The sequence below is a fragment of the Kitasatospora sp. NPDC097691 genome (genome assembly GCF_040302665.1).
Taxonomy (GTDB): Bacteria; Actinomycetota; Actinomycetes; order Streptomycetales; family Streptomycetaceae; genus Kitasatospora.
In genome coordinates this window covers 71,375-97,280 of record NZ_JBEORY010000002.1, presented here as the reverse complement: position 1 = coordinate 97,280, position 25,906 = coordinate 71,375, and the positions used below count along the sequence as shown (strand labels likewise).

General features: G+C 75.2%; 20 protein-coding genes. 5 read left to right on the top strand and 15 right to left on the bottom strand.

Going from position 1 to position 25,906, the window contains the following annotated elements; all coding sequences use genetic code 11:
- Window positions 1-308 precede the first annotated feature (308 nt).
- Entirely contained in the window at window positions 309-1,355 is a 1,047-nt protein-coding gene (locus ABTY56_RS01780) for a TIGR03617 family F420-dependent LLM class oxidoreductase (protein WP_350625418.1), read from the bottom strand.
- 285 nt (window positions 1,356-1,640) lie between these two features.
- Here ABTY56_RS01780 and ABTY56_RS01775 point away from each other — a divergent pair, with 285 nt between their 5' ends.
- Window positions 1,641-3,131 (top strand): carboxylesterase/lipase family protein, encoded by a 1,491-nt coding sequence (locus tag ABTY56_RS01775; RefSeq protein ID WP_350625416.1) that lies wholly within the window; start codon window positions 1,641-1,643, stop codon window positions 3,129-3,131.
- 39 nt (window positions 3,132-3,170) lie between these two features.
- Here the strand turns inward: ABTY56_RS01775 and ABTY56_RS01770 are convergent, their stop codons facing one another.
- Both ABTY56_RS01770 and ABTY56_RS01765 read right to left on the bottom strand, forming a co-directional pair.
- Window positions 3,171-4,745: an adenosine deaminase family protein gene (locus ABTY56_RS01770; RefSeq protein ID WP_350625414.1), complete on the bottom strand. Its 1,575-nt coding sequence runs from the start codon at window positions 4,743-4,745 to the stop codon at window positions 3,171-3,173.
- A 165-nt stretch (window positions 4,746-4,910) separates the two neighbouring features.
- Window positions 4,911-5,582: a type 1 glutamine amidotransferase domain-containing protein gene (locus tag ABTY56_RS01765; RefSeq protein WP_350625412.1), complete on the bottom strand. Its 672-nt coding sequence runs from the start codon at window positions 5,580-5,582 to the stop codon at window positions 4,911-4,913.
- A 182-nt stretch (window positions 5,583-5,764) separates the two neighbouring features.
- Here ABTY56_RS01765 and ABTY56_RS01760 point away from each other — a divergent pair, with 182 nt between their 5' ends.
- Entirely contained in the window at window positions 5,765-6,673 is a 909-nt protein-coding gene (locus ABTY56_RS01760) for a LysR family transcriptional regulator (RefSeq protein WP_350625410.1), read from the top strand.
- A gap of 132 nt (window positions 6,674-6,805) precedes the next feature.
- On the opposite strand, the gene ABTY56_RS01755 is transcribed toward ABTY56_RS01760, so the two are convergent.
- From ABTY56_RS01755 to ABTY56_RS01720, 8 genes are all read right to left on the bottom strand, one after another.
- Window positions 6,806-7,642 carry an ABC transporter permease subunit gene (locus tag ABTY56_RS01755; RefSeq protein ID WP_350625408.1) on the bottom strand — a complete coding sequence of 279 codons (837 nt, stop codon included), beginning with the start codon at window positions 7,640-7,642 and terminating at the stop codon, window positions 6,806-6,808.
- Window positions 7,639-8,661, bottom strand: a complete 1,023-nt coding sequence (locus tag ABTY56_RS01750) for an ABC transporter ATP-binding protein (protein ID WP_350625406.1) — start codon at window positions 8,659-8,661, stop codon at window positions 7,639-7,641. Before ABTY56_RS01750 ends, ABTY56_RS01755 begins: the two co-directional genes overlap by 4 nt.
- 226 nt (window positions 8,662-8,887) lie before the next feature.
- Entirely contained in the window at window positions 8,888-10,324 is a 1,437-nt protein-coding gene (locus ABTY56_RS01745; protein ID WP_350625404.1) for an RtcB family protein, read from the bottom strand.
- Between the two features lie 92 nt (window positions 10,325-10,416).
- On the bottom strand, window positions 10,417-10,890 hold the full coding sequence (locus ABTY56_RS01740; RefSeq protein ID WP_350625403.1) for an archease: 474 nt from the start codon (window positions 10,888-10,890) through the stop codon (window positions 10,417-10,419).
- 223 nt (window positions 10,891-11,113) lie between these two features.
- Entirely contained in the window at window positions 11,114-12,358 is a 1,245-nt protein-coding gene (locus tag ABTY56_RS01735; protein WP_350625400.1) for a styrene monooxygenase/indole monooxygenase family protein, read from the bottom strand.
- Window positions 12,359-12,454: 96 nt separating this feature from the next.
- A complete protein-coding gene (locus tag ABTY56_RS01730) occupies window positions 12,455-13,207 on the bottom strand; it encodes a thioesterase II family protein (protein WP_350625398.1) in 753 nt (250 codons plus the stop codon).
- 317 nt (window positions 13,208-13,524) lie between these two features.
- The gene (locus ABTY56_RS01725; protein WP_350625396.1) at window positions 13,525-14,115 is read right to left on the bottom strand and encodes a ricin-type beta-trefoil lectin domain protein; all 591 of its coding nucleotides are present in this window, start codon (window positions 14,113-14,115) and stop codon (window positions 13,525-13,527) included.
- A 152-nt stretch (window positions 14,116-14,267) separates the two neighbouring features.
- Entirely contained in the window at window positions 14,268-15,287 is a 1,020-nt protein-coding gene (locus ABTY56_RS01720) for a helix-turn-helix domain-containing protein (RefSeq protein ID WP_350625772.1), read from the bottom strand.
- Between the two features lie 227 nt (window positions 15,288-15,514).
- Between ABTY56_RS01720 and ABTY56_RS01715 the strand changes: the two genes are divergently transcribed.
- On the top strand, window positions 15,515-15,721 hold the full coding sequence (locus ABTY56_RS01715; protein ID WP_350625394.1) for a hypothetical protein: 207 nt from the start codon (window positions 15,515-15,517) through the stop codon (window positions 15,719-15,721).
- 2 nt (window positions 15,722-15,723) lie between these two features.
- Here ABTY56_RS01715 and ABTY56_RS01710 read toward each other — a convergent pair whose 3' ends face one another.
- The gene (locus ABTY56_RS01710; RefSeq protein ID WP_350625392.1) at window positions 15,724-16,371 is read right to left on the bottom strand and encodes an AAA family ATPase; all 648 of its coding nucleotides are present in this window, start codon (window positions 16,369-16,371) and stop codon (window positions 15,724-15,726) included.
- 245 nt (window positions 16,372-16,616) lie between these two features.
- Between ABTY56_RS01710 and ABTY56_RS01705 the strand changes: the two genes are divergently transcribed.
- Together ABTY56_RS01705 and ABTY56_RS01700 are read left to right on the top strand one after the other, a co-directional pair.
- Window positions 16,617-18,245 carry an AMP-binding protein gene (locus ABTY56_RS01705; protein WP_350625390.1) on the top strand — a complete coding sequence of 543 codons (1,629 nt, stop codon included), beginning with the start codon at window positions 16,617-16,619 and terminating at the stop codon, window positions 18,243-18,245.
- Window positions 18,246-18,395: 150 nt separating this feature from the next.
- Window positions 18,396-18,578 carry a hypothetical protein gene (locus tag ABTY56_RS01700; RefSeq protein ID WP_350625388.1) on the top strand — a complete coding sequence of 61 codons (183 nt, stop codon included), beginning with the start codon at window positions 18,396-18,398 and terminating at the stop codon, window positions 18,576-18,578.
- Between the two features lie 24 nt (window positions 18,579-18,602).
- Here ABTY56_RS01700 and ABTY56_RS01695 read toward each other — a convergent pair whose 3' ends face one another.
- The 3 genes from ABTY56_RS01695 to ABTY56_RS01685 form a co-directional block, all read right to left on the bottom strand.
- Entirely contained in the window at window positions 18,603-19,592 is a 990-nt protein-coding gene (locus ABTY56_RS01695; protein ID WP_350625386.1) for an ABC transporter ATP-binding protein, read from the bottom strand.
- A gap of 193 nt (window positions 19,593-19,785) precedes the next feature.
- Window positions 19,786-22,593 carry a hypothetical protein gene (locus ABTY56_RS01690; RefSeq protein ID WP_350625384.1) on the bottom strand — a complete coding sequence of 936 codons (2,808 nt, stop codon included), beginning with the start codon at window positions 22,591-22,593 and terminating at the stop codon, window positions 19,786-19,788.
- Window positions 22,590-25,874: an ABC transporter permease gene (locus tag ABTY56_RS01685; RefSeq protein WP_350625382.1), complete on the bottom strand. Its 3,285-nt coding sequence runs from the start codon at window positions 25,872-25,874 to the stop codon at window positions 22,590-22,592. Before ABTY56_RS01685 ends, ABTY56_RS01690 begins: the two co-directional genes overlap by 4 nt.
- Window positions 25,875-25,906: the final 32 nt, after the last annotated feature.

Here is a 25,906-nt window from a genome sequence, read left to right as displayed (position 1 = left end):
GATGGCCAAGACATGACAGGCCCGGAGCTCCACGCCTCGTCGCACGGCCCGGCCTGCCATCGCGATCCTGCCTCCCGCCCTCACCACCGGAAACCTGTTGCACGAATCTGCCCGGACTTGATCATCCGTTGCCCGGTCGAGCGCCTGTTGCGTTCACAGAGCACCCTTTTCCGTCCGACTACGGGCGACAACCACCGGGGGGCTACGAGCGGAAACCGCCGAGGCCGGCGGGAGGGACCAGCCGGGGACAGCGGGAGGGACCAGCCGGGACGGCCGGCGGGGCGGGGACGGGCGGCCGCACCCGCGCATCAGTCCAGGGCGCGCACCGCCGCCAGGACGTCCAGCCCCAGCTCCGGATCGGCGTTCTCGTGCTGGCTGACCGAGAGCCGGGTGACCAGGCCCGCGTACCGGCGGCGGATCTCCCGGGCAACCTCCTCGACCGGCCCGGACACCGCGAAGGTGTCGAACACCTCGTCGTCGACCAGCGCGGCCATCTCCGCCCAGCGCCCGCGCACCGAGTGGGCGTGCAGTTCCTCCTGCAGTCCCTCCCAGCCGTGCTGCGCCAGCACCGGTCGGTAGGCGGGCGTGGAGGCGTAGAACGCGAGCCGCTCGCGGGTCGCGGCCCGGTTGGCCGCCAGCTCCTCCTCGGTGCGGCCGGTGGCGGTGAGCACGTTGCCGACGATCTCGAACGGCCGCTGCGTCCACACCGCGCCCTCCGCCTCGGCCCGCGCCCGCTCCTCGCGCACCCCGGGCAGCACCTGCTCGGCCAGGTAGGCGGTGGAGGAGAACGGGTGGCTCAGAAAGCCGTCGGCCACCGCGCCGGCGGTGCGGGTCATCAGCGGCCCGACGCCCGCCAGCAGGATCCTCGGCACCCCGGCCGGGACCGGGTCCGGCGAGAAGACCGGCGTCATCACCGTGTGGGTGTAGAACTCGCCCCGGAAGCGCAGCCGTTCACCGGTCTGCCAGCTGTGCCAGATCGCCCGCACCGCGTGCACGTACTCGCGCATCCGGGCGGCCGGCCGGTCCCAGGGCATCCCGAAGCGCTTCTCGATGTGCGGCTTCACCTGCGAGCCCAGCCCGATGACGGCCCGTCCGCCGGAGGCCGCGTGCAGCCCCCAGGCCTGGTAGGCCAGGGTCATCGGGGTGCGGGCGAAGGCCACCGCGATGCCGGTGGCGAGTTCGATCGACGTGGTCCGGTCGGCGGCGCGGGCGAGCTGGAGGAACGGGTCGTACGCGGTCTCGGCGACCACCAGCCGGTCCATGCCCCGGCGTTCGGCCCGCTCGGCGGCGGCCAGGATGCCCGCCGGGTGTCCGAAGTCGGTGGCGTCGAGGCGGAAGGTGGCGGGTCGGTCCATGGTGGTGCTCCTGGTCGCGGGCTGCGGTGCTACCCGGGTAGCCTGCCACGCCGTCGGCGCCTCCGCCCCCGACGCCCCCAGCGCCCCCAGCACCCCCAGCACCCTCAACCTGGTGTTCCGAGCGCCGACCGCCCTGCTCCGAGCCCCGACCCGGCCCCTCCGAGCCCCGACGCGGCCGTCGCACGCGTCCGATTCGCCGCCCGCGCGGAGGCGCGCGGTGGCAGCATCTCGACCAGCACCGCCCGCGGCACCTCGCGGGCGGCATTCCGAGGGAGGAGTGTCCACATGCTCACGCAGCCCGTCGCCCGCACCACCGGGGGGACCGTCCGCGGCTTCCTGGACCGGGGGCTCGCGGTCTTCCGCGGCATCCCGTACGCCCGGCCGCCGGTCGGACCGCTCCGCTTCGCCGCCCCCGAACCGCCCGAGCCCTGGGACGGCGTCCGTGAGGCGTTCGAGTTCGGCCCGGTCGTCCCGCAGTCCGGTCCGCTGCCCGCGCAGCGGTCGGAGGGCACCGACTGGCTCACGCTCAACGTCTGCACCCCGCACCCGGACCGGGCGGGGCTGCCGGTCCTGGTCTGGATCCACGGCGGCGGGTACATCTCGGGCACCGCCAACGACCCGCTGTACGACCCGGTCGAGCTCGCCCGCGCCGGACTGGTCGTGGTGAGCGTCAACTACCGGGTGGGCGCGGAGGGTTTCGCGCTGCTGGAGGGCGCACCGGCCAACCGGGGCTTCCTCGACCAGATCGCGGCCCTGGAGTGGGTGCGGCACAACGTCGCCGGGTTCGGCGGCGACCCGGACCGGGTGACCGTCGCCGGCCAGTCCGCGGGCGCCGGCTCGATCGCCGCGCTGCTCACCGTGGACGCGGCGCGCGGCCTGTTCCGGCGGGCCGTCACCCACAGCGTGCCGGGCCGCCTGTGCACCGCGGCGCTGGCCGCCGAGGTCACCGCGGAGCTCGCGAAGCTGCTCGGCACCGCCCCCACCGCCGCCGCCTTCGCCGAGGTCGACCCCTGGCGCCTGGCTGCGGCGGTCACCGACCTCGGTACGGCGCTCCCGCAGCACCTCGCACGCTGGGGGCGGCTCGCCCAGGCCGGCATCGCCACCGTCCCGGTCGTCGACGGCGAGCTGCTGACCGGCCCGCCCTGGTCCGTCCTCGCCTCGGGCCGCGCCGACGGCATCGACCTGCTGGCCGGTCACACCCGCGACGAGTTCCGGCTGTTCAGCGTCCTCACCGGCCGGCACGGCACCTTCACCGAGGAGGAGGCCCGCCTCGCCCTGGAGCTGTCCGCCCCGGCGCCGACCGGGCCGGACGACTACCGCGCTGCGTACCCGGGGGCCACGGCCTCGGACCTCCTCGAGGCGGTCGGCTCCGACGCCCTCTTCCGGATGCCGTCCCTCCGGCTGGCCGAGGCCAACGCCGCGGTCGGCGGCACCTCGTACCTGTTCGAGCTGGCCTTCCCCGCCCCCGCGGCGGGCGGCGCGTTCGGCGCCTGCCACGGTCTTGACCTCCCGCTGGCGTTCGGCACCCTGGGCAGCCCCACGGCCCGGCACTTCCTCGGCGACCTGCCCTCCCCGGAGGCCGTCCGGGTCTCGTGCGAGCTGCAGGAGGCCTGGGTCCGGTTCGCCACCACCGGCGACCCGGGGTGGCCCGCCTTCGATCCGGAGGAGCAGCTCACTCGTGTCCTGGACGTCCGCTCGGAGACCGTCCGCTACCCCGAACAGGCCGCCCGCCGGATCTGGGCGGGGCACCCCCTGACCGCCTGCGACCTCGGCTGACGCAGGCCCGGCAGCAGGAGGCGCCCCGGTGGGTGGCGGTCAGATGTCGTTCCGGCGCACGGCCGCCTCGAACTCCCGGAAGCCGCACTCCTGCTGCCACTCCTGCTCGGCCTTGGGGCTGGCCGCCAGCAGCGCCTCGCACCCCGCGCTCGGGTGGTCACCGCCGAGCACGTCGGACGCGCACTCCGGCACGGGCTCGAAGCGGTCCCGGTCCTGCCAGAGGCTGCGGCCGGACAGGAAGCCGTACTCCAGCGAGGTGCGGGCCAGGTTCTTCAGGTCCCGGTAGCCCAGCGCGTAGCGGGTGGTGGCCTTCTGGTACTCCTCGGTGATGTCGCCGCGCGAGACCCCGGGGTCGTCGGTGGCCAGGGCGGTCGGCACCCCGTGCCGCCGGTAGAGCGGGAACGGGTGGTCCGGGCCGGAGACCTGGAGGATCTGCTCGTTGCTGGTCAGCGGCACCTCGATCAGGGTGTGCCGCTCGGCCAGGGTGTTCAGCAGCTCCGCGGAGTCGTCCTCGTGCACGACGTCCACGCCGTGGCCGATCCGCTCGGCGTGGCCGGTCAGCACGGCCTCCCGGATATGGAAGCGCAGGTCCTCGGGCTTGACCAGGCCGGGGACCAACTCACCGGCGTGCAGGGTGATGTGGGCCTTCGGGTAGAGCGGGTGCAGGAAGTCCAGCATCCGCATCTGCAGGTCGTAGTTCTCCAGCGAGGCCGGGGCGTCCTCCGGCTGGACGAGGTTGACCGCGACGAACCGGTCGTCCTGGCCGGCCAGTTCCATGCCGAGCATCAGCTGGGTGAACACCCGGGCGGGCGTCGAGGTGCGCGAGGCCTGGGAGATGAGCCGGACGGTGACGGAGCAGCCCTTGGCCGGCCGGTCGGAGTCGCAGTTCTCGGTGTCCTGGTACTCGGCGAACATCCGGTCGGCCTCGGCGCGGGCGTCGGCGACGACCTTCGCCATGCCGCCGTCGGCGAGCAGCTTCTCGCGCATCGCCGCGAAGTCCGGGTCGAAGCCGACCTTGGCGGCGAGCGCCGAGCCGCTCACCGAGGCCGGGGTGAGCATGGTCTCCAGGTAGCCCTGCTGCTGGTCCGCCATGTTGTCGGTGACCTCGGCGAGCATCCGGCCCGGGTGGCGCCAGCTGGCCTCGCCGAACTTGACGAAGGTGGCGAAGAAGTGGTCGTGCCCGGACTCGGCGCCGGGCACGAAGTCCTGCATCGACCAGGCCCGGATCACCTGCTGACGGAACTCCGGGTCGGACTCCGCGTCGGCGGCCGGCCGGGCGGTCGCCGAACACGGCCCCTCCTGCGCCGTGAGGGTCGCGGTGTCGATGCAGAGCCCGTCCTCGGTGGCGAGCCGGATCAGCAGTTCGGTGGAGGCGGCTCCGGAGAGGTGGTTGTGCAGGTCGCCGCCCTTGGGCAGCTGGTAGAGGAAGCGCCGCAGCGCCTCCGGGTCGTTGCGGACGCTGTCCAGGTAGGCGTCCACCCGGTGCTCGGCGGCGTCGCGCACGATCCGGGCGGCGGGCAGCGGTGCGGCCTGGGCGGCGGCGGGGAGCAGCGGTGCGACCAGTGCGGCGCAGGCGGCGACCGCGGCGACGGTGGTACGGCGTAGCGTGATCATGGCCGTATGCTCGCGGGCGGCCTCCGCCCCCGTCGGCGTCTGCGGAGCCTGTCCCGGACACACCACCCGGACGGGCGATCGGTGGGTACGTACGGTACGACGCGCACGTACGGACCCCCGCTCGTCCGTCCGGGGCGGTCCGGGGTCGGTCCGGGGCTGCCGCCGCTACGCCTGCAGCAGCTTCAGCAGCCCGGCGGCCACCAGGGCGGAGGAGGCCGGGTTCTGACCGGTCACCAGGTTGCGGTCGACGACCGAGTGCGGCGCCCAGGCCTCGCCCTCCTCGTAGTCCGCGCCGAGGGCGACCAGCCGGTCCTGGAGCAGCCAGGGCGCGCGGTCCGCGAGGCCGGCCTGGGTCTCCTCGGCGTTGGTGAAGCCGGTCAGCCGGTACCCGGCGAACGGCGAGCCGCCGTCCTCGGTGCGGGCGGCGAGCAGCGCGGCCGGGCCGTGGCAGACCACGCCGAGCGGACGGCCGGAGGCCAGCGCGGCGGTCAGCAGCCGGCCGGAGTCGTCGTCGACCGCCAGGTCCTCCATCGGGCCGTGGCCGCCGGGGTAGAAGACGGCGTCGTAGTCGGCCTGGTCGACCTCGGCCAGCACCAGCGGCCGGCGGATCTCGTCGATCCCCTCCAGCGCCCTGGCGATCCCCGGGTCGGTCAGGCTGGCCCGGTCGGCGACCGGGACGACGCCGCCCGGGGTGGCGACGGTGACCCGGTGGCCGGCGACGGTGAAGGCCTGGTACGGGACGACGGCCTCCTCCGCCCAGAAGCCGGTCGGGTGCTTGGTGCCGTCGTTCAGCGTCCAGACGTCCGAGCCGGTCAGGACGAACAGGATGTCGGCCATGGTGGGTGCCTCCAGTGGCTCCGGTGGTGCGGTCCCCGCCGCGACGACCCGCCGCGGCGCTCACGCCGTCGACGCTAGACCGGGTGAGCCCACGGGAACCAATGGGCCACGCGATACGAGGCATCGGAATCCCGATGGCTCCCACGGGCGGCCCAGCCATCGGGATCCCGTAGGCTCGCGATATGAGCGATCGGCTGCCGCCGGGCTCCGGCCCGCTTGACCTCAACCAGCTGCGGACCTTCCTCGCGGTGCACCGCGCGGGCTCCTTCACCGCGGCCGCGCACCTGCTGGGCCTGTCCCAGTCCACGGTGACCGCGCAGATCCGCGCGCTGGAGCAGCGGCTCGGCCGGGAGCTCTTCGAGCGCCGGGCGCGCGGGGTCAGCCCGCTGCCGTACGCCGACGACCTCGCCGCCCGCCTGGCGGAGCCGCTGGACCGGCTGGCGGGTGTCGCCGACGGGCGTGGCGGCGGCGTGCCGGAGCCGGTCCACCTGGCCGGGCCGGCGGAGTTCCTGGGCACCGTCCTGCTGGCGGAGCTGGCGCCGCTGGTCGCCGAGGGTGTCCGGCTGCGGGTGACCGGCGGGCTGACCGACCCGCTGCTGGAGGAACTGCGGGCCGGGCGGCACGACCTGGTGGTCGCCACCCGCCGCCCGCGCGGCCGGACGCTGCTCGCCGAGCCGCTGGCCGACGAGGAGTTCGTGCTGGTCGCCGCCCCGGTGTGGGCCGACCGGCTGTCCGGCCGGGAGCTGCCCGAGGCCCTGGCGGAGGTGCCGCTGCTCAGCTACGCCGAGGACCTGCCGATCGCCCGCCGCTACTGGCGGCACGTCTTCGACCGGCGGCTGCACGCCCGGGCGGCGCTCACCGTGCCGGACCTGCGGGCGGTGCTCGCCGCGGTGACGGCGGGCGCGGGCTGGAGCGTCCTGCCCGGCTACCTCTGCCGGGCCGAACTCGCCTCCGGGGCACTGCGGTTGCTCCACGAGCCGGCCGACCCGCCGATCAACACCGCCTATCTGGTCCGGCGCCCGGCCGGCTCGGCCAACCCGCACGTCGCGCTGGTCCGCGAACGCCTGCTGGCGGCGGCCCGGTCCTACTGAGCCCCAGCCGCCGACCCGGCCGCCCCTGCCGCCCGCCCAGCAGAATGATCATCGCCGCCGGTCGGCGGGGGTGCAGCGTGGCGGAGGGGTGATCCGGCCGGTGGGCCGGAGCACGGTCGACCGCAGCCGCGCTCAGATCGCCAGGTCGCGCCGTTCCAGCAGCCGGAACGCCGCCAGGAGCCCGAGCAGGCCGACGCCGGTCAGCAGGCCCAGCGCCGCCCAGGGCACCCCGCCGTGGCCGAGCACGTCGCCCGGGGCGTAGTAGTGGAACGGGCTGAGGTAGCGCAGCGGCCGGGCCGGGGACCACGCCAGCGCGACGAAGTTCAGCGCGAAGCCGACCGCGCCGAAGGCGACCGCGGCGCCGATCACGTACGCCCGCCGCCGGCTGAGCGCGGACACCGCCAGCACCGGCCCGGTCAGGCAGAAGGCGAGGGCGCAGCCGAGCAGTCCGGCGGTGAACACCGCGCCCTCCGGGACGGCGGCGCGCAGCTTCGGGGAGAACGCGACCCCGAGCGCGATGGTCAGGGTGGCGGCGGCGTTGAGCAGCACCGAGGCGGCGACCATGGCGCCGGCCCGTTCAGCGAGCAGCCGGCGTCGGGAGACCGGGCGGGTCATCAGCAGCTCGATGGTGCCGGACTCGACGTCGGCCGCGACGGCGGCGGCGCCGAGCGAGCCGATCACGGTGAGCTGGAGGGCGATCCAGAACGGGTGGGTGAGCCCGGCGCCGAGCAGGCCGGGGTAGCTGGCGATGGAGACGTCACCGTTGGAGCCGCTGAAGGCCCGGAACGCGCCGGGCGGGTTTCGGCGGGCGGCGCCGAACAGGTCGCCGGGCGCGATGGTCCCGGCGATCACCACGATCAGGGTCTCGAAGACGACCATGCCGAACAGCAGCGAGAGCAGCATCCGGCGCCGCCGGTGCAGGGCGAGCCAGACCAGTGGGAGGCGGCGGCTGACGGTACCCGGGTTCACGGCTTCTCCTCCGTTTCCGGGCGGCGGTCGTCGCCCGCCGCATCGTGGCCGCGGTCGGATGCCGCATCGTGGCCGCGGTCGGACGCCGCCGCATCGTGGTCGCGGTCGTCCTCCGAGCGGTAGAGGTCGAGGAAGGCCTCGTCCAGGCCGGCCTCCTCCACGGTCAGGTCGGCCACCGGCAGCTCGGCCAGCAGGGTGCGCACGGCCTGGACCACCTCGTCCGGCGGCACCAGCAGCTCGACCCGCGGGCCGTCCCAGCGCGGGGACCACCGCTCGGCGGCGCCCAGCGGCCGGGCACCCAGCTCGTCGGCGAAGACCAGCCGCACCCTGCGGGCCCGCGCCTGGCGCAGTTCGGCCACCGAGCGGACGGTCACCAGCCGCCCGTGGCGCACGATGGCGACCCGGCCGCAGGTGCGCTGCACCTCGGGCAGCACGTGGCTGGAGAGCAGGACGGTCCACCCGGCCGCGGCCTCCTCGGCGAGCAGTTCGTAGAAGGTCTCCTGGACCAGCGGGTCCAGCCCCTCGCTCGGCTCGTCCAGCACCACCACCGGGGGCCGGTGCTGCAGCGACTGGACGAGGCCGAGCTTCTGCTTCATGCCGCGCGAGTACTCCCCCACCGGGCGCGCCAGGTCGGCGCGGGAGAGCGCCAGCCGCTCGCACAGCTCGTTCCGGCGCGGCACCGGGGCGCCCTGGAGGGCGGCGAGCAGGTCGAGGGTCTGCTGCCCGGTGAGTTCGGGGTAGAGCCGCAGTTCGCCGGGCAGGTAGCCGATCGAGGGGGCGACCCGGCGGTGGTCGGCCACCGGGTCCAGGCCGAGCACGCGCACCTGCCCGTCGCTGGGGCTGAGCAGGCCGACCAGGCAGCGCAGGGTGGTGGTCTTCCCGGCGCCGTTGGGGCCGAGCAGGCCGAACACCTCGCCGGCCTCCACCGACACGTCCAGCTGCTCAATGCCGACGGTGTCGCCGTACCGCTTGGTGAGCGACCGCAGTTCGATGACCGGCCCGGTTCCGTTGCCCGGCATGGCCCCACCTCCTGTCACGGGTGCGTCGGACATCAAAGCGCTCGCGGCGGAGCCTGTCGAGAGACCCGGCCGGGGCAACCGGGTGCGGCTCGGCCGCGGCCCGTCGGGCGGCCCACCCCTCCCGTACGGCAGGACTGGCCTCGGCTCCGTGCGGACGTCGGCTCCGTGCGGGGTGTGGGCTCCGTGCGGGTGTGGGCTCGGACTCCTGCTCCGGACCCGCGCCGCGTCACCCCTTGCAAACGCCGAGCGGCACCAGGCACACGACCCTCCGGGCCAGCCCGGCGGCCTCGGTGACGGCGGCCACCGCGTCGACGTCCTTGTAGGCCTCGGGTGTCTCCTCGGCCAGGGCCCGCCACGAGGCGGGGCGCACCGCGATGCCGCGCGCCTCCAGGTCGCTCTTGAGCCGTTCGCCGCGCACCGTGCGCAGCGCCTGGTGCCGGCTGAGCACCCGCCCGGCGCCGTGGCAGGCCGAGCGGAAGGCCTCGTTGTCGGGCAGGCCGACCATGACGTACGAGGCGGTGCCCATGGTCCCCGGCACCAGCACGGGTTGCCCGGCGTCGGCGAGGTCGGCGGGCAGGTCGGGGTCGCCGGGCGGCAGCGCGCGGGTGGCGCCCTTGCGGTGGACGCACAGCTTCCGGGGGACGCCGTCCACCTCGTGGGTCTCCAGCTTGGCGAGGTTGTGCGAGACGTCGTAGACCAGCTCCAGCCCGATGCCGAGCGCGGTGGCGAAGGCGCGGCGGGCCGCCTCGGAGAGCAGTTGCCGGTTGGCCCGGCCGTAGTTGGCGGCGGCGGTCATCGCGCCCAGGTAGGCGCGGCCACGTGGCGAGTCGACCGGGGTGCAGGCGAGTTGGCGGTCCGGGAGGTCGATCCGGTAGCGGTGCAGTTCACGGTCCATGGCGCGCACGTGGTCGGTGCAGATCTGGTGGCCGAGGCCGCGCGAACCGCAGTGGATCATGACGCAGACCTGGTCGGGCCGCAGTCCGAAGGCTGCCGCGGTGTCCTGGTCGTACACCCGGTCGACCGCCTGCACCTCCAGGAAGTGGTTGGCCGAACCGAGGCTGCCGACCTGCTGCAGTCCCCGTTCGACGGCCCGGGTGCTCACCTCCCCGGGGGCCGCGCCGTCCAGCACCCCGCGGTCCTCGCACCGCTCCAGGTCGCGCGGCACGCCGTGGCCGTGCTCGACGGCGTAGCGGGCGCCGCCGAGCAGCAGTTCGTCCAGTTCCTCCGGTCCGGAGAGCTGCCAGAGGCCACCCCGGCCGAGGCCGCGCGGGACGGTCTTGTCCAGCAGGTCCATCAGGCGGCGGATCCGTTCGTGGTCGAGTTCGTCCCGGGTGACGCCGGCCGCCAGTAGCCGCACCCCGCAGGAGATGTCGAAGCCCACCCCGCCGGGCGAGACCACCCCGCCCTCGTCGACGTCGGTGGCCGCGACCCCGCCGATCGGGAAGCCGTAGCCCCAGTGCACGTCGGGCATCGCGTAGGAGGCGCGGACGATCCCGGGCAGCGTCGCCACGTTCGCCACCTGCTCCAGCGCCTTGTCCCCGCTCGCCTGCGGCAGCAGTGCGTCGGAGGCGAACACCAGCCCGGGCACCCGCATCGGCGGGCGCGGCTCGATCCGCCAGCGGTGGCGGCCCGCCTCGGTCAGTGCGATCTGCACCTCGCTCACCCCGCTCCCACTCCCGCTCCCGCTCCCACTCCCGTTCCCGTTCCTGGGATGCTCCGGCGCTCCGGCCGCTCCGGCATCCGGTGCTCGGACGCTCAGACGTCCACGGTGACCAGGCACGTCCAGCCGTCCGGCCCGGAGCGCAGGTCCAGGTCGTGCAGCGAGACGGCCTTCGGCACGGCGCCGACCAGGGCCGCGGTGGTGGCGTCGGCCATCCGGAAGCGGACCGCCACGGTCCGGGCGCCGTCCAGCCCCTGGATGCGGTCGATCGCCAGCGCGACGGGCAGTTCGCCGTCGGCGTCCATCCGGTAGATGACCTCCTCCAGGACCCCGGCGAGCAGGTCCGCGTCGCTCACCCCGAGGACGGTGCAGCCGCGCTCGCCGACGACCCGCGCGCCGCTCAGGTCGGCGAAGCTGCCCACGACGGCGTGCACCAGCTCGCCGATGCAGCCCTCGGCTGTCGGCGCCCAGGCTTCCACCCGCAGGTCCGCCGTGTGCGGCACGCTCCGGTGACCGCGCCCGGACCGGCCGGCGGGCTCGCGTCCGTCCACGAGCGACGCCTCCCGCATCCGTTGCCGTCCTCCCTCCAGCGTCGTCCCGCGGGCGGTCCGGCGGCAAGTGCGGCCGTCCTCGGCCGACCGGGGCGCTGCTACGAACCCTCGTCGGCCGCCCGGAGCACGCGCGGAGCACGCGCGGAGCAGCGCCGGGATGCGTGCATCGCACCCGGAGCGGAGCAGCCCCCGGCCGACGGCGGGGCCCGTCGGCCCACGGGCGGGGGTTCGAAGCTTGCCCCTACCGCGGGCTTCCCAGCGAGGCGAGGTAGGCGGCGGTCAGCTCGGGGGTGGCCAACCAGGCGGCGTGGTCGCTCGGCTCGGCGTAGGTGTTGGCGAGGCGGCGGGCGACCTCGTCATGTGCGGCGGCGGCCGCGAACACGCCCTGCAGGTGGTCCGGCATGGTCAGCATCGCGGCGGTGAACTCGACGGTGTGGCAGGCGTGTTGCTGCCAGAAACGTTCGGCGGTCCGGCACATCCAGTCGGCCGTGAACGGGGCGTTACCGTGCTCCACGACGGCCCGCCGGTAGGACTCGGCCGCACGGGCGGCGCTGTTGGCGCCCTGGCCGGTGATCGGGTCGTTCACCACCACCGCGTCGCCGAGGCCCAGCACGTGCACGGCGTCCACGCCCGAACCCAGCTCGGCCACCGCGCGCCGGACCGTCGGGGTGACGGCGCCGAAGAGCCCGGCCCCGGCGTCGGTCGGCTCGGCCTCCGTCCACAGCTGCGCCTCCCACGGCAGGTACTCGCCCAACAGGGCACGGATCCGCGCCAGTTGGACGTCCGGCGGCGGGCTGTCGCCGAACGCGTCCAGCGGGCTGCCGGGCAGCGCCTCCCACAGCAGGATCGCGCAGGGGCCGGAGAGCGTGAGCGCCGGCTGCAGGTACAGCTCGCCCAGACCGGGCAGGGCGTGCATCCGCGCCCGGGGCTCGGCGGCCGGGTCGGGCGCGCCGACGCCGTGCGCGTAGAGGCAGGACAGCACCCGCTGCGGCCGGTCGAAGGGCGACCGGGCGGCGTCGCGGCCGAAAATCCCGGCCAGTTCGCCGCGACCGGCGGCGACCACCGTCAGCTCGTGCCGACGGGCCAGTTCGCGCAAGCCCTCCCGGTCCAGCGAGCGGTACTCGACCCGGGCGCCGCGCTCGGCCAGCAGGTCCAGCCAGCCGGCCAGTTTCAGCCGCTGGTCCACCGACTGGGCGGGCTCGTCGAGCGTCATGGTGAACTCCAGCGCCCGTACGGCGGGCGGCGCCGCCAGCACCGCCTCGACCGAGGAGACGGCCGGCGCCCGGTCCGCCCAGAGGTCCAGTCCGGCCGCCGCCTCCAGCCGCAGTGCCGGGCCGAACATCGCCTGCGTGGACAGCACCCGCCCGCCGCGCACCTGCTCCGGGGTGCGCTCGGCGACCAGCGTCACCTCGTACCCGTCCGCCACCAGCCCGAGTGCGAACTGCAGGCCGGCCTGACCCGCTCCGACGACGGCGATCCGGCGCAACACGGCCTCCCGGTGGTCTGTTGACGACTCGTCAAGCTCGCACAGTAGCCGAGCGGGCGGGTTCGGTCACCCGTGCGGGCGCCGGTCCCGGCGGGCTCAGCCGCGCAGGTGGGCGACGAGCAGCCGAACGACCTCGGCCGTCCGGTCGGCCAGGTAGAAGTGCCCGCCCGGGAAGATCCGCAGGTCGAAGCCGCCGGTGGTGTGCCGGTCCCACTGCCCGACGTGCTCCGCCGTGGCGTTCGGGTCGCTCTCCGCCACCAGGCCGGTGATCGGCACCGACACGGTCGCGTCGGGGGCGCAGCGGTACGTCTCGATGGCGGTGTAGTCGGCCCGCAGGGCGGGCAGGACCAGCTCCCGCAGCGCGGGGAGTTCGAGGATCCGCTCGTCCGTGCCGCCGAGTTCGACGGTCCTGGCGAGCAACCCGTCGTCCGACAGCTTGGACAACTCGCTGTCCCGGGGCAGCGAGGGCGCACGCCCGGCCGAGACGAACAGCCGCTCGGGCCCCCGCCCGCCGTGGCGCTCGAAGCGCCGGACGGTCTCGAAGGCGACGGCCGCACCCATGCTGTGGCCGAAGAAGACGAGCGGCCGGTCCGTCCAGTCCAGCAGCTCGCGGTACAGCTCGTCGGCGAGCCCCTCCACGGTGCTGATCGGCGGCTCCTGGAAGCGGTTCTGCCGGCCCGGGTACTGGACGGCGAGCACATCGGCGTGCGGCGCCAGCGCGTTGGCGTACCCCAGGTAGTAGCTGGCCGAGCCGCCGGCGTGCGGGAAGATCACGACCCGGGCGGGCGCGGAGTCGGACGGGTTGAACCGGCGGAACCACGGGTTGTCGACGGCAGCGCTGCTGGGCATGCGGGGTGGGGCCTCTCTCCGTGACGGACTCTGCTGGCCCCAGTCTGGCAGCGCGGGGAGGTGGCTGCGGGGTGTTGTGGTGATCACGCGTGCCGGTCGTGGCGGTCGCGACCGGCGACGCGGCGGGACACCCCTTCGGTGCCCCGCCGCGCGTTCGCCCCGCTGTTCGTTCCTCCGGCCCGCGGCTCGGGCGCCGATGGCCCTGCGGCTCAGCTCAGGCGCCGACGAGCCCGCGGATCACGCGATGAGCCCGCGGACCAGGCGATGAGCCCGCGGATCACGCGATGAGCCCGCGGATCACGCGATGAGCCCGGAGATCAGGCGCCGGTGATCTGCCACCACTGCTGGGACTGGAAGTTCTTCGCCCACAGTTGCGTCCGGGCACCGTCCCCGCGCACGTTGGTGTCGCGGTCCACCACGGTGTTCAGGTTGTTGTTGAACCGCTGGTTGTAGATCGCCAGGTCGTTGGCGCGCATGAACCACTTCTGCTGGGTGCTGCCGTTGCACTGCCACAGCTGCATCCGGGTGCCGTTGTTGCCGCCGCCGTTGGTGTCCGCGTCCAGGCACATCCCCCGGAAGCGGACGCTCTCGATGCTGTAGTCGTCCCAGGAGATCCACTCCTGCTGGGTGGTGCCGTTGCAGCCCCAGACCTGCACCTTGGTGCCGTTGCCGCCGGCGTTGGCGTCCGCGTCCAGACACTGGCCCGGGGTGACCTGGTAGAGGCTGTGGATGCGGATGTAGCCGCTGGCGAGCGCGGGCGCCGCCCCGGACGTGCGCGCGGCGCTCTGGCCGAGCGTCAGGCGGTCGGCGGGCGCGGCGGGCGCGGCCGCCGAGGCGGCGGTGGGCAGCAGCGGCACGGCGAGCGCGGCGGCCGAGGCCAGCACCGCGGCAGTGGTGCGGATACGCATGGTTCCCCCTGATGCATGAGACCGCGACCGGGCCTGTTGCCCGGTGTCGCGGACGAGCGGCACCCAACCTAGGCGGGCACCGACGGCATCGGAATCCTTTGACCGTACAGGTCAATTGTCGTCGGACAAACCGGAGTTGACACCTGAACGGGTCACGGTGCCAGACCGGACCGGCCCGGGCCGCCGGCCAGCGACTCGCCCAGCGGGGAGCGCCGGTAGAGCACCGCCCGGCCGCTGCGGGTGCGCTCCAGCAGCCCGGCCGCCGCCAGCGCCCCGAGGTGGCGGCTGACCGCACCGGGCGTGACCCCGAGCCGCTGCGCCAGGGCGGTGGTGGTCGTCGGCGTGTCGAGGAGGCCGAGCACGCGGGCGCGGGGTACGCCGATGAGGTCCGCGAGCGCGGCCGAGGCCGCCGCCGCGCCGGTGTCCGACCCCTCGGCCATGGTGCCGCGGCCCCGGGCCGGGTAGACCACCACCGGGGCGCCGCCCGACGAGGCCTCGCACAGCGCCCGGTCGGCGAACAGCGTGGGCATCAGCACCAGCCCGCGCCCGGCCACCGGCTCCCGCCGGGCCGACGCGGGCGCCCCGCGCACACCGCCGCGGATCCGCAGCGCACCGTCGGCCCAGGAGACCTTCGGGTCCAGGTCGGCGAAGAGCCCGGCCGCGCCCCACTCGGCGAGCCGCCGCCCCCGGTAGGCGAGGTCGGCCTCCAGCACGGTCCGGGCGCGCGGCCACCAGGCCGGCTCCAGGCAGCGCGTCCAGTACTCGCCGAGCGCGGAGACCAGCCGGCCGCGCAGCGCGTACGGATCGTCGAGCAGCAGGTCGAGCACCGGCGGCAGCGGGCTCCCGTCGCACGCGTAGGCCGTCCGGAAGCCGGCGGGCAGCCGGTCCGGCGGTACGGCGGCGAGCAGCGGCAACTCGTCCTGGATGCAGGGCCGGCAGCCGCGCGGGCGCGGGGTCAGCACGTCCGGCGCGAAGCCCTTCGGGGTCACCAGGGCGTCCAGCAGCTCGGTGTCCAGGCCCGCGTAGTCGCGCGCCCAGGAGGCCGCCCAGCCGCGCTGTTCGGGGAACCCGCCGGGCCGGCCGCGTAATCGCAGACTGCACACCGTCTCGCGCAACGGGGAGTACCCGCACCGGGTGACGGCGAGGTCCTCCACCCCCAGGAGATAGACCATCACCGGATCCACCCTAGGTGGGCACCCGGGGCTTGGGAACGCCCGCGCGACCGCCGGTCCTCCCCCGGAAATCCCCTACCGTTCCCGCCCGAACCGGTGGCATCATGGCTCCCATGAGCGAGCCCGACACCGACTGGATCACCATCGCCGGCTACCGGAGCCTGCCCGGCCGTCCCACTCCGCCGGCCGCCGTCCGCGCTTGACTGCGTGACCGGGGCATCGACTGGATGCCGTTCTCCCCGGACTCCGTACGCTACGGCCTGACCTGCGGGATCGGCCCGGACGGCCGCTGGCAGTGCTGGGTCGACGTCCAGGTCGCCGCCGACGCGCTGCGCCCGCTCGGGCTCCACCCCGAGCAGCCCTCCGCCGCCGTCGACGGACCGTCCCCGCCCGGCTGGTGGCACGCGGAGGCCGAGCGCCGCGCCCACCGCTGAGGTCAGCCCTGCTCCCGGCCGAGGCCCTCGCCGACGTCCTCCGCCTCCTCCTCGCCGAACCGCACCGCCGCCGCCCTGGACCGGGAGACCGCGTCCAGCAGCAGCACGGACGAGGCCTCGGGCGTCGGCGTCGGCCCGGCCGACCGCCCGTACCGGGTGAAGGCGGCCAACAGCCGTGCCAGGCCCCGGTGGTGGCGGGCGAACACCCGGGCGGAGGCATGGCGGCCGCGGGCCCGCTGGCCGTCCAGCGCGGTGGCCGCACCGACGTCCAGCAGCACCAGGTGCAGCTCGCGGCTCCGGCGGCCCGCCTCCCGGGCGAGCCAGCGCCGCATCCAGGCGCGGCTGCCGCAGTCGTGCACCAGCAGCGGCCCGCCGCGCCGCACCGAGGAACGCAGCAACCGGACGTGCTCCAGCCTGGCCCACGGCCGGTACACCGCGTACGGCAGACCCGCCGGCATCACCGCCTCGCAGGCCTCGTGCACCGTCCGCGGGTCCACCGCGCGCACCGCCGCCCCGGACCACCGGCGCAGCAGCGTGCTCTTCCCGGCGCCCGGCAGGCCCGACACCACCACCACGGCACCGGCCGGGTAGGCCACGACGAACCCCGCCCCGGCCTCGCCGCGCAGGTCCACCACCCCACGCGGCTCCACGACCGCATCCACTCCGCTGCTCACCGGTCTCCCCGTTCACGTCCGACCGGGAACCCTAACAATCCCGGCCGGCCCGACCCACCACCCCCCGCGGCACCCACCACCGGCCCGTGCCCGGACCCGTACGGCGCCGGCGCACCCCGCTCGCGCCGGGCGGCGGTGGCCCCGGGGCTCCGGTCGACCGCCGTGCACCTCCGGGACCGCCGGTCCACTAGGCTGACGCACCGTCAGACGGGAGGCAGGCCATGGCCGAGGCGGGTCCGACGTACACCGGACTGGTGCTGGACGGGCTGGCGCGGGATCCGGGGCGGGTGGCGATCCGCTACGGGGACGGCGGCGCGCTCACCGCGCAGGACTGCCTGGACGCGGTCCACCGCGGCGCCCGGGCCCTGGCGCGGATCGGGCTGGGGCGCGGGGACGGGGTGACGGTGCTGGCCGGGAACCGACCGGAGGCGCTGCTGGTCCGGCTGTCCGCGAACCTGTTGGGCTGCCGGGTGGCCATGCCGTACCCGGACGGGCCGGTTCGGGAGCAGGTGGCGCTGGCCGAGTTCGCCGGGACGTCGGCGCTGGTCTTCGATCCGCTGCGCTGCCGGGCCGCGGCCGACGGGATCGCGCGCGCCGTACCGGGAGCCCGCCTCCTCGCGCTCGGCCCGGCGCCGCTGGGGCTCGGGGAGGACCTGCCGGCCCTCGCCGCCGCCTGCTCGCCCGCCCCGCTCGAACCCCGGTACCGGCCGGAGGACGTGATGGCGGTGCGCTTCACCGGCGGCACCACCGGGCGGCCGAAGGGCGTGCTGCGCCGCTTCGCCCGGCCGCCGCGTCCACCGCTGCTGTCCGGCTCGACCTTCCTGCTGTGCACGCCGCTCTGCCACGGCGGCGGGACGACGGCGGACCTCGCGCTGGCGGCGGGCGGCACGGTGGTGCTGCAGGACGGGTTCGACGCCGGGGCCGTGCTGGCGGCGGTCGAGCGGTACCGGGTGTCCCGGATGTACCTGCCGCCGCACCTGCTCTATCGGCTGCTGGACCACCCGCTACTGCCGGTGACCGACACCGGCAGTCTGCGCCGCGTCGGCTACACCGGCTGCCCGCCCTCGCCCCGGCGGCTGGCGGAGGCGACCCGGCGGCTGGGCCGGGTGCTGCACCAGACCTACAGCCTGACGGAGTGCGGGCCGGTCGCCCGGCTGGGCCCGGACGAGCACCTGGACCCGCGGCTGCTGTCCACCGCCGGCCGCCCGTACCCGGACACCGGGGTGCGGATCCTGGACGAGGACGGTGCGCCGCTGCCGCCCGGCCTGACCGGGGAGATCTGCGTCCGGACGCCGACCGCGATGGTCGGCTACTGGCGCGACCCGGACTCGACCGCCCGGGTGCTGCGCGAGGGCTGGCTGCACACCGGCGACCTGGGCAGCCTGGACGCGGCCGGCTATCTGACGGTGGCCGGGCGGCGGGATCCGATGGCGATCATCGAGGGGCACAATGTGTTCCCCCGCGAGGTCGAGGAGCCGCTGCGCGCCCACCCGGACGTCCGCGAGGCGGTGATGTTCACGACCACCGACCCGGACCGGCTGGAGCGCGTCCACGCCGCGGTGGCCCTGGCGGACGGCTCCCGGACGACGGCGGAGCAACTGCGGCGCTGGAGCCGGGAACACGGCGGCACCCGGTGCACGCCGGACACCGTCCTGCTGCTGTCGGCCATCCCGCTGAACGGGCTCGGGAAGCCGGACCTCGGTCTGCTGCGCGCCTTGACGGCCGACGCAGCCCGTAAGGAGTCCGGCGCCCGCACGGGGGGCGACGCCCGCACGGAGTCCGGCGCCTGCACGGAGGATGACGGCGCCGGCCGGGCCGCCGCCACCGCGGGGGCGTGCGAGGGGGCGTGACGCGCCTCGCGAGTGCTTCGAGCGCCCACGCGGGCGGCCTCTTGCACGGTACCCGGCGGGAAGAACCGTCCGTGGGCACTCGACCGTGCGGGCCCACCTGCCGATACCTCCCTGGCAGCGTTCCCCGCACCGTCCCCAGGAGGCACTCCCTTGACCTGGCTACGCGTCCTGACCGCACTGGGCATCCTCGCCGTGGCGGCCAGTGCCCTGCTCGTCTTCGCCCTGTGCACCGCCACCTCCCGCGGCGAGCGGGCCGCGCAGGGGACGCCGCCCGATCTCCGGGCGGACGCCGAGGGAAGCGGCCTCTTCCGGCGGACGGGCGGCGACGGCTGACACCGCCCACCCGCCGGAAGGCGGTCAGTGCCCCGCGATGTCGTCCGGGCGCACCGCGATGTGGTCGGCCGCGAGGTCGACCGCGACGCGGTGCTCCATGCCCAGCGCCTCCAGGAACTTGACCGGCAGCTGGACCCGGCCGGTGCGGTCCAGCATCACGTACTCGCGCTCGTTGACCGACTCCTCGCCGTGCTCGTCCGTCACGGTGCGGCGCAGCACCTCGCTGCTGGTCCGCCCGTCCCGGATGGCGACCGTGCGGCGAACCTCGCCCGCGACCATCGGGTCGTGGGTGACGATGACGACGGTCGCGCCGAGTTCGCGGTTGACGGTGCGGAAGGCCTCGAAGATCACGCCCGCGGTCTCGGAGTCCAGCTCACCGGTGGGCTCGTCGGCGAGCAGCACCGGCGGGTTGTTGGCCATCGCCACCGCGATCGCCACCCGCTGCTGCTGGCCGCCGGACAGCTCGGCGGGGCGCCGGCGGGCGAGCTCCCCGATCTCCAGTGCCTCCATCAACTCGGCCACCCGGGCGGCCTGTTGCTTCGGTCCGCCGATGCCCGACCGGCGGCCGCGCAGCTGCATCGGCAGGGCGATGTTCTCGGCGGCGGTGAGGAAGGGCAGCAGGTTGCGGGCGGTCTGCTGCCAGATGAAGCCGACCACCTCGCGCCGGTAGCGCAGCCGCTCCCCGGCGGACATCTCCAGCAGGTCGCAGCCCGCCACGGTGGCGGTGCCGGCGGTCGGCACGTCCAGCCCGGCGAGGATGGTGAGCAGGGTGGACTTGCCGCTGCCGGACGCACCGACGAGGGCAACCAGGTCGCCCTTCCGGATGGTCAGTTCCAGTCCCTGGAGCGCCTGGACCTCGACGCCCTCGGTGCTGAAGATCCGCACCAGCCGGTCGCAGACGATGGCCGCGCCCTCGCCGTACGCCTTGGGCGAGGCGGCGGCGAGCGCCCGCTCCCGGAGCTCCTGCAGGCTGGGGGTCGCGACGGCCGTCGGCCCCTGGGGGGTGCTGTTCACCGCTCGTCTCCTGTCTCGACGGTCTGGCTGGTACCGACGGTTGCGCCGGCACGGACGGTCCCGATGGCACGGACGGTCCCGACGGCACGGACGGTCCCGGCGGTACGGACGGTCCCGGCGGTCTGCCGGCCCCCGGGGCCGGACCGGCTCCCGGTGTCCTCCACTGTCGCGGCCCGTGCCGCTGGTTCCGCTGTCACGACTGCTCCCCCGCCCGCAGTTCGGTGGCGATCTGGCGCCGGCCGGCGACCAGCGTCTCCAGCACCACCCCGAGGCCGACCAGCAGGGCCAGGCCCGCGGTGGGCAGCAGCACCGGCATCAGCTCGGGGGTGATCACTTCCCCGACCCTGGCGCCGACCAGCGTCGAGATGTCGAACCCGCCGCCCAGCAGGGCGACCGCCGCCATCGCGACCAGCCCACCCCCGACGGCGGCCGCGAGGGTCTGCGGCAGCGCCTCGATGACGATCAGCGCCAGGCCCTGGCGGGGCCGCAGGCCCATGGTGCGCAGCCGGGCGAGCAGGGCCGTGCGGTCGGGCGCGGCCCGGAACAGCGTCAGCAGCACGGCGAGCAGGGCGTACCCGGCTCCGGCGGCGGCCGCGTACCAGAACAGCCGCTCGGCGGCGTGCTGGAGCGGGTCGTCGCCGAGCGCGGCGGCGGTCTCCCGGCTGCTGTGCACCGTGTATCCCGCCGGCAGGCCGTGGGTGGCCTTGCCGACGGCCGCGGCGTCATCCGCGATCAGCTTGGCCAGACCGACCGGCCGGGCGCCGCTGTTGTCCCGCAGGGCCGTCCTGACTCCTTCGGGGTCGACGTCGCCGACGGCGAACCACTCGTTCACCCGCTTGGCATCCGGCAGTCGCTCCCAGGCCGGGCCGGCGGGAACGACGACGAACGGCTTGCCCGGGTCCGGCAGTGCGGGGGTGGCGCCGACCGTGCCGGTGACGGTGAGGCGCAGGTCGTTGCCGTTGGGCGTGCGCACCTGGGACGACCCTTCTGCCAGGCGCTTGGCCAGGTCGCGGCTGACCAGGGCGGGCACCGGGGTGTCCCGGCCACCGGAGGCCCCGGCCAGCTTCGCCGGATCGAACTCGCCGACCCCGAGGGTCCGGGCGATCTCGGCGTACGCCGCCGGATCGACCACCATCACGAGGTAGGCCTCGGTGTAGGTCTGGTCGGCGCCGAGGATGCGGGTCTTGGGCTCGACCCAGACCGCGGTCGAGGCCCGGACGCCCGGCAGGGCACCGGCGGCCTTGGTGAACGGCTCGGTCAGGGTGGCGTAGCCCGGGAGGGAGACGCCGATGTCCCCGCCCGTGGCGATGCGCGCGGCGCGGGTCCGCACGTGATCGACGGTGTCGAGCACGGTGGCACCAAAACCGGTCGTGGTGACGGCGATCAGCAGGGCGAGCAGCGGCAGCACGGAGGGCTTGCGGCGGCCCGAGCTGTCGCGGGCGGCCCGGGCCAGGCCGAGGAAGCCGATCAGGCTGCGGCTCCGGCCGGCCAGTGCCGCCAGCCAGCCGACCACCACGGGCTCGATCCGCGCCAGTAGCAGCCCGCCGGTGACGGCGAGCAGGAGCGGGGCGGCGACCAGCAGCGGATCCAGTCCGGCGCCGGTACCGACGCCCCGGCGCCGGACCTCCGCCACGGCCGCGGCGGTGACCGCCAGGACGGCGATCTCGCCGACCAATCGGCGTCGGCCGCCGGCCGCCGGCCGGCGCGCCCACAGCAGGGCCGCGCGGGCCGGGAAGGCCAGCAGCGCGATCAGGGTCGCGGCCAGGGCCGCCAGCACCGAGCGGTCCCACCGCGGGGTGGGCAGCAGCACCAGGGCGAGGGCCGTTCCGAGCACGGCGGCCGGCAGGACGGTGACCGCGCCCTCGCCGATCAGCCGTCGCAGCACCCCGGCAAGGGAGCCACCGCGGGCCTGGAGCAGCCTGATCTCGGCGGTGCGCCGGTCGGTGGTGAGGGCGGCGGCCAGGAACAGCACCACGGTGGCGACGCCCGCCACGCCGGCCGGGCCGATCGCGCTGAGTGGCAGCGAGGCCTGGTAGCGCGCGTCCGCCCGGGTGAGGATGTCGGGCAGGTTCGAGCTGGTGTGCAGGTCGGCGCGCCCGGTCGCGGTGACCAGGGAAGTGGCGTCGCGCCCGGCCAGGAAGGAGCTGATGACGCTGCGGGTGCGGTCGAGCCGGTCGGCGTGCAGCGAGGCGGGGTCGACGGGCAGCCGCCAGAAGATCTCGGCGCTCGAACCCCAGTGGGCCATCGCGGGCAGACTGCCGCCGTCGACGAACCCGCTGGTGGTCCAGTGCTCGAGGTCGGGGTCGGTCCTCAGGCAGGCGCGGACCGAGCAGCCGAGGTCGTCCCAGAACGGATCCAGGGGGTCGTTGGCCTGGTAGAAGCCGACCACCACGGTGGCCCGCTTGACTCCCGAGCCCTCCTCACCGTTGTCGATGACGTCACCGAGCTTGATGTGGATGGTCTCGGCGGCCTTCTTGCTGATCACGATCGGCAGCGGGCGGCCGGTGGCACCGGGGGTCGGCCAGGTGCCGTCGGTGAGGGTGGCCCGGCCCGGCAGATCGTGCAGGTAGAGCAGGCTGAGGTCCGGGAAGATCTTCTCCGCGATCCGGGCGTACCCCGGATTGCCCATGATGCGGGAGGTCAGGGCGCGGGCTCCGTAGGCCTCGCCCGACCGGGCCGGTGTCAGCTCACGGCCGACGGTCTCGCCCAGGGTCTGCTGCACCCGGTCGAGTTTGACCGCGTCGTCGTCGTCGCGGACCTTGGAGGTGGTCAGCAGGCTGCTCTGGACGAGGCCCTTCTGGCGGACGAAGTCCTGGAGCGCCGCGTCCGCGCCCCGGTCCGCGATGCGGGGGAAGGCCGCCGCCAGGAAGACGGTGACGAACGCGAGGGCCGCCATGAGCAGCGCGGCGAGCGGATTCGCCCGCAGCCTGGTGCGGACCCAGCCCGCGGGGCGGTGGGCGGTGTCGGTGGTGGGCACGCGGGTGCCGGCCTGGGTGGTCACATCTCCTCCACGTGGCGCAGCCGGTTGGCCACGTCTCGACGGCGACGTCCGATGAGGAAGGCCGACAGCAGCGGGGCGACGGCGATCGCGGCCGCGAACAGCAGTGCCTGGCCGACGGGCAGCTCGATCAGCGCCTCGGGCATCGGGCGGCGGGCGGCGGGCGTCAGGACGACGAACGGGACGATCAGGTGGACGAGCAGCGCGCCGAGGGCCAGCCCGACGGTCCCGCCGAGTCCGACCAGCAGCGCCTGTTCGGCGGCGACGGTGCGGGTGACCTGCTTGCGCGGCGCGCCCAGGGCGAGCAGCAGCGCGGAGTCCCGGGCGCGCTCGTGGGCGGAGCCGGCCACGGCGGCGACGAAGCCGATCGCGGCGAGCAGCGCGGTGACCAGCGCGATGGCCATCAGCGCGTTCTGCGGGGCGGCGCCCACCGGGTCGCTGAGCATTCCCTCGGCGACCTCGTCGTACAGCTGAACGTCCTGGGAGCCCGGGGCGGCCCGCAGTGCGGCGGCCAGCTCGGCCGGAGCGTGGTCGCCCGGCCCGGTGGCGGGCAGCCACCACTCGGCGTGGCTGGGCAGGGTGCGGCCCTGAGCGGCCAACAGTCGCGCGGTGGTCGCCAGGTCGACGACCAGTGCGTTGCGACCGGTCGCGGGCAGGGCCTGGACCACCGCGGTGATCCTGACCTGGACGACGGCGCCGGCGATCGGCACCCGGACGACGTCGCCGACCGATGCGCCGACGAGCTTCAGGTAGTCCTGGGTGGCGACGCCGCTCACGACGTTCGGCGTCTCCGTTCCCGCGATGCCGAGGACGGCCCGCAGGGGGACCTTCTCCGGGGCGTAGCCGACGGTGAACAGCCGCCCGGCGTCGGCCGGTTCGGGCCGTACGGTGACCGGCGGCGCGGCCCCGGGCCGGAGGGCCGGCCCGTCGACCACGTCTCCCTTCCAGGAGAGGCCGGCCGGCACCTGAACGTCGGTCGCGGGCCCGTCCGCGGTGTCCGAGACGGCCAGCCGGCCGACGGTCACCTCGCCCACGGCCCGGTCGCGGAAGGAGACGGTCGCCCCGACCAGGGTCAGCGGTGCGGCGACGGAGCCCACCGGGGCGTCGACCAGCGTGCTCAGCTGGGCCGAGGCCCGCTGATCGCCGCTGGCCGGGAGGTCGGCGAACGGGGCCTTGTGGACGTAACCGAAGCGGTCCCGCAGCAGCAGCGTCACCTCCGGCGGGGACGGGAGCGGCGTGAACGGGCCACTGTTGGCGAACACTTGCCGGACGGCCAGGTCGGCGTCGATCCGCAGCGGGCGGCCGGGCAGCGTGACGCCGGCCTGCGCGCCGGTCGGCGCCGGCTGGGCGAGCGTGCCGAACACCTTCGCCCGGTCGCCCCCGCCGAGCAGGTCGTCGCGGAACGGGACCCGCTCGGCGAGGGCGGCGGAATCCACCGCGAGGATCTGCCCGGTGCCGTTCGACAGGTTCTGGTCCTCGCGGTCCACCGGGATCAGCCGGTCGCCGCCGGGCAGTGCGCCGTAGTGGCCGCCCTGGCCCATCAGCGAGCTGTGCGCGGCGGAGATGCGCAGGCCGCCGGCCGTGTCGAAGGAGGCCTGGTCGTACTGGGAGGCGGTCCACGTGGCGTGCTGGCCGAGCGCGAGCACTCCGGTGGCCACGGCCATCACCAGCAGCAGCACGGGTCCGGTGGCGCGGGCGGGCTGACGGGCCAGCTGCCAGCCGACCATGGCCGGGCCGAGGCCGTTGCCCCGGGCGGCGACCCGGGCGCCCAGCCGGGCGACCAGGGGCAGCAGCCGCAGCACGATCAGGGTGCCCGCGCACAGCGCCAGGGTGGGGGTGGCGACCAGCAGCGGGTCGACGCCGAGGTCACCGGAGGAGTCGGCGGACAGCCCGCCGCCGTACTGGTCGAGCTGCTGGTAGGCGAGCACGGCCAGGCCGAGCACCGCGAGGTCACCGCCGTTGCGGGCGATGCCGGAGACCATCGCCTGGCGGCCGCCGGCCCGGCGGCGCAGGGCGGCGCCGGCCCCGCGCAACAGGCTGGGCACGGTGGTCAGGACGATGCAGCCGAGGGCGCAGATCAGGGCCACCGGCCAAAGCGTCCAACGCAGTTGGGCATCCATGGCGACCTGGTGGGATCGACCGAGGCCGGCCAGGACGCGGACCAGGAACGGCGTGAGCACGGGGGCGAACACCGCGGCCGGGAGGGCGAACAGCACCGACTCCAGGGCGGTGAAACCGCCGAGCCGGGCACCGGAGGCACCGCGGGCGGCGAGCAGTTCGTTCTCCCGCTCCTGACGGGTCGAGATCAGCCGGACGACCAGCAGCAGGGCCGCCGCGGCGAGCACCGCGAGTTGCAGGGCGCCGATCAGCAGGGTGGACCTGGCAACCATCAGACTTGCCGTCAGTTCACGTACCACGTCCGGAAGTTCGGTGCTCGCGGCGAGGCTGGAGGTCTTCCGCAGATCGTCGGCCAAGAGCTGGGCGCGGTCGCCGATGGCCTCGGCCGTGTCCTGGTCGACTCCCGCGAAGTCGGCGTCGAGCAGCCAGCCGCGGCTGCTCTGCGGCAGGCCACCCGTGGTGAAGGCGCTCTGGTCGACCATCATCGGGCCGTAGGTGGTGAACCCGCCGCTCTGGATCTCGTGACCGCCGACCGGGTCGAGGTGCCAGTACGGGGCGAACGGGTCGGCGGCCCGGTAGGTTCCGGTGATCCGGACGGTCAGCGGTTTGCCGTCCACCCGGTCGGCGAGCCGGACGTCCACGGGCAGCGCCTGGGCGGTCAGGCCGAGGCGGGCCAACACGGCCTGCGGGGCGGCGACCTGCGGAACGGCGGACTGGACGGGTCCGCCGACGGCGTCCGGCCAGGCACCGGCGGTCAGCCTCACCTGGTCGCGGTCGAGATCGGCGAGGACCGTCAGGTCGGCCTTGGCCGTGCCGGGCTGACCGGCCGTCGCGGTTCCGGCGGCGTCACCGCCCGGCAGGCCGTAGGAGCGGCTGCGCAACAGGCTGTCGGTGCGTACGGGCAGGCCCCCGAAGAGCTTCTGCCGGTAGGCGGCGAGCGCCGCGTCGTCCTTCTGCCGCTCTTCGAGGCCGTGTTCGGCGGTCACCACCACGGTGGTCCGGGCATGGCCCGGACCCTGGAGCGTTTGTCGCAGACCCGCCTGACCGACGCCGCTGTTGAAGGTCACCAGGGCGGTCAGCACCGCCGTGGTGATCAGTACCGTCAGCAGGACGGCAGCAGCCAGCGGCAGTCGCCCGCGCAGTCTGCGCACGACGAAGCCGAGCATCGAGATTCCTCCCCCGGATTACGTCCCCGGTA